General features: G+C 52.0%; 2 protein-coding genes. Both read right to left on the bottom strand.

The annotated features are described in order from the left end of the window. Positions 1–128: 128 nt before the first annotated feature. Positions 129–1304 (bottom strand): elongation factor Tu, encoded by a 1176-nt coding sequence (gene tuf / locus NIG5292_RS14375; protein WP_048600220.1) that lies wholly within the window; start codon positions 1302–1304, stop codon positions 129–131. A gap of 64 nt (positions 1305–1368) precedes the next feature. Next, the coding region (locus tag NIG5292_RS14750) for a hypothetical protein (RefSeq protein WP_144412772.1) at positions 1369–1485 on the bottom strand (117 nt) is incomplete at its 5' end.

Raw genomic sequence — 1485 nt, 5'->3', positions numbered from 1 at the left:
TAGCGTCTCCGCAAAAGTTACGAGAGCGGGCTATGACACAATCTGGGCAAAACTATGGAAAACGGCCGCCCCAAATGAATGAAGCGGCCGTTGTATCGTTTTGAATGCGCCCAAAAGGCGCAATCAGCTTAGGCGATGATTTTTGCTACGACGCCCGCGCCTACTGTGCGGCCGCCTTCGCGGATCGCAAAGCGAAGACCGTCTTCCATAGCGATAGGTGCGATCAGCTCGACTTCGAACTTCAAGTTGTCGCCCGGCATAACCATCTCGGTACCCGCTGGAAGCTCAACTGTGCCTGTCACGTCAGTTGTACGGAAGTAGAACTGTGGACGGTAGTTCGCAAAGAATGGCGTGTGACGGCCACCTTCTTCTTTAGTCAGAATATAAGCTTCTGCCTCGAACTTTGTGTGAGGGGATACGGAACCTGGCTTACAAAGAACCTGGCCACGCTCAACACCTTCACGGTCAACGCCGCGAAGAAGCGCGCCGATGTTGTCGCCTGCTTCACCGCGATCAAGCAGCTTGCGGAACATTTCAACACCTGTGCAGGTTGTCTTCGTGGTGTCACGGATACCAACGATCTCGATCTCTTCACCAACGTTGATAACGCCACGCTCAACACGACCGGTTACAACTGTACCACGGCCAGAGATTGAGAACACGTCTTCGATCGGCATCAGGAACGGCTGGTCAACAGCACGTGCTGGTGTCGGGATGTAGCTGTCAACAGCTTCCATCAGCTTGTCGATAGACTCTTTACCGATGTTGTCATCGCGGTCTTCCAGAGCTGCCAGAGCAGAACCCGCTACAACTGGGATGTCGTCGCCTGGGTACTCGTAAGATGACAGAAGCTCACGGATTTCCATTTCAACCAACTCGAGCAACTCTTCGTCGTCAACTTGGTCAACTTTGTTCATGTAAACAACCATGTAAGGGATACCAACTTGGCGACCCAAAAGGATGTGCTCACGTGTTTGTGGCATAGGACCATCAGCTGCGTTAACAACCAAGATCGCGCCGTCCATCTGAGCAGCACCAGTGATCATGTTTTTCACATAGTCAGCGTGGCCTGGGCAGTCCACGTGTGCGTAGTGGCGTGTCTCTGTTTCATACTCAACGTGAGCAGTAGAGATTGTAATACCACGTGCTTTTTCTTCCGGCGCGCCGTCAATCTCGTCGTATGCTTTGAAGTCACCAAATTGCTTGGTGATCGCTGCAGTCAACGTCGTCTTACCGTGGTCAACGTGACCAATCGTGCCGATGTTTACGTGCGGTTTAGAGCGTTCAAACTTTTCCTTAGCCATGAGAGGCCTCCTTCATTTTCCAGTAGAACGGTGGCCCTCATGGGCCACCGTAAAAGGTGTCAGATCAAGCGTATTTAGCTTGGATTTCTTCAGAGATGTTGCTTGGTACAGCTTCATAGTGATCGAACTGCATCGAGAACTGCGCGCGGCCCGAGGACATAGAGCGCAATGTGTTGATGTA

This window comes from Nereida ignava, assembly GCF_001049735.1.
Lineage (GTDB): Bacteria > Pseudomonadota > Alphaproteobacteria > Rhodobacterales > Rhodobacteraceae > Nereida > Nereida ignava.
The sequence above is the reverse complement of the archived record's forward strand: the minus strand, read 5'-3'. Positions and strand labels throughout refer to the sequence as shown.